The 2127-nt window shown below is 67.0% G+C and carries 2 protein-coding genes and 1 pseudogene; 2 read left to right on the plus strand and 1 reads right to left on the minus strand.

Annotation, left to right across the window (positions count from 1 at the left end; translation table 11 throughout):
* Positions 1-181, minus strand: a pseudogene (locus AC1DOC_RS30700) (formate-dependent phosphoribosylglycinamide formyltransferase); the annotation flags it as partial.
* Between the two features lie 180 nt (positions 182-361).
* Between AC1DOC_RS30700 and AC1DOC_RS30705 the strand changes: the two are divergent.
* Entirely contained in the window at positions 362-1210 is an 849-nt protein-coding gene (locus tag AC1DOC_RS30705; RefSeq protein ID WP_478131229.1) for a 3-hydroxybutyryl-CoA dehydrogenase, read from the plus strand.
* Positions 1211-1244: 34 nt separating this feature from the next.
* Entirely contained in the window at positions 1245-2060 is an 816-nt protein-coding gene (locus tag AC1DOC_RS30710) for a crotonase/enoyl-CoA hydratase family protein (protein ID WP_436288179.1), read from the plus strand.
* The last annotated feature ends 67 nt before the right edge of the window (positions 2061-2127 follow it).

Raw genomic sequence — 2127 nt, forward strand, 5'->3', positions numbered from 1 at the left:
TGGTGATGGTGCGCGCATGGTGGGCCACCTGCTGGCCGGGCGCGTTCTCGTAGCGGTCGACCGCGATGGTCTCCACGCCCAGGCGCTGCAGCGCAATCAGCACCTCCTTGCCGAGTTCGCCGGAGCCCAGCAGCATCACGCGGGTGGCCGAGGGGGAAAGAGGAGTGCCGAGGGTGGTCATGGTCGGAGTCGAAAAGAGGGGAAGAAAAAGCAATCGCCGCACTGTAAGCCACCCGCGCACCGCCCGTGTCACGCGCGGCAACGGCGCGCCGGCGGGGCTGCTTCACAATCGATCTCCTGCCGCGGTGGCGCGTCCACCCGCTCGCTTTTTTTCCGCTTTTATTCTTCAAGGAGTTTTCTCATGACGATTCAGACCGTCGGCATCATCGGCGCCGGAACAATGGGCAACGGCATTGCGCAGGCCTGCGCGGTGTCGGGCGTCAACGTGGTGATGATCGATGTCGCGCAGGCGGCGGTCGACAAGGGCCTGGCCACCGTCTCGGGCAGCCTGGACCGCCTGATCAAGAAGGAAAAGCTCACGGCCGGGCAGAAGGCCGCCGCGCTTGCGCTCATCAAGGGCTCGACCGATTACAACGACCTGAAGGGCGCGCAGCTGGTGATCGAGGCCGCCACCGAGAACCACGCACTCAAGCTCAAGATCCTCAAGCAGGTCGACGAACTGGTGGCGCCCGAGGTGATCATCGCCTCCAACACCTCGTCGATCTCGATCACGCAGCTCGCGGCCGCCACCTCGCGCCCCGACCGCTTCATCGGCATGCACTTCTTCAACCCGGTGCCGATGATGGCGCTGGTGGAGCTGATCCGCGGCTACCTCACGAGCGACGCCACGCACGATGCGGTCAAGGCGCTGGCCGAGAAGCTGGGCAAGTCGCCCATCACTGTGAAGAACGCACCGGGCTTCGTGGTCAACCGCATCCTGGTGCCGATGATCAACGAGGCTTTCTTCGTGCTGTCCGAAGGCATCGCCACGGCCGAGGACATCGACGCCGGCATGAAGCTGGGCTGCAACCAGCCGATMGGYCCGCTGGCGCTRGCCGACMTGATYGGCCTGGACGTGTGCCTGGCCGTGATGGAGGTCTACCTCGAGCAGTTCGGCGACTCCAAGTACCGGCCGTGCCCGCTGCTGAAGGAGATGGTCGCGGCGGGCCAGCTCGGCCGCAAGACAGGCCGCGGCGTGTACGCCTACTGATCCAGCGTTCGACAAAAACAAGGAGACAAGCGCCATGACCGCCATACCCACCACGCCACCGGCAGAAGGCTGCATCGACACCCAGGTGATCGGCCACGTGCTCTTGATCGGCATCAACCGGCCCGCCAAGCGCAACGGCTGGACGCCGCCGATGTTCCGGCAGCTGGCCGAGGCCTACACCCGGCTGGACGACGACCCCGAACTGCGCGTGGGCGTGCTGCATGCCTTCGGCGACCACTTCACGGCCGGGCTCGACCTGCCGGCGGTCACCGAGTACATGAAGCGCGGCGAGAAGGCGGTGCCGGCGGGCCTCGTCGAGCCGCATGATTTCGGCCTGCCCGGCTACCGCCGCCGCACCAAGCCGATGGTGGCGGCGGTGAAGGGCATCTGCTTCACGGTGGGCATCGAGCTGATGCTGGGCGCCGACATCGTGGTGGCGGCCGACAACTGCCGCTTCTCGCAGATGGAAGTGCAGCGCGGCATCATGGCCACGGGCGGCGCCACGCTGCGCATGGCCGAGCGCGCGGGCGTGGGCAACGCCATGCTGCACCTGCTGACGGCCGACGAGTTCGACAGCGCCGAAGCCTATCGCCTGAACTTCGTGCAGAAGGTGGTGCCGGCCGGGCAGGAGCTCGACGCGGCGCTGGCCATTGCGCAGCGCATCGCGGCGCAGGCCCCGCTGGCGGTGGTGGCCACGCGGCTCAACGTGATCAAGGCCGTCGAACAGGGACCGCTCGCAGCCGTGTCGGAATTCATCGAGACGCAAAAGCGCCTCTCGAACAGCGAGGACGCGGCCGAAGGCGTGCGCTCCTTTGTCGAGCGCCGGCCCGCGCGCTTCAGCGGCCGCTGAGACGACGACGATGATGACGATCCACTTCAAACGCACGGCGCTCGCCGCCGCCTTCGCACTGCTCGCC

The organism is Variovorax sp. 01T439_2 (assembly GCF_056398445.1).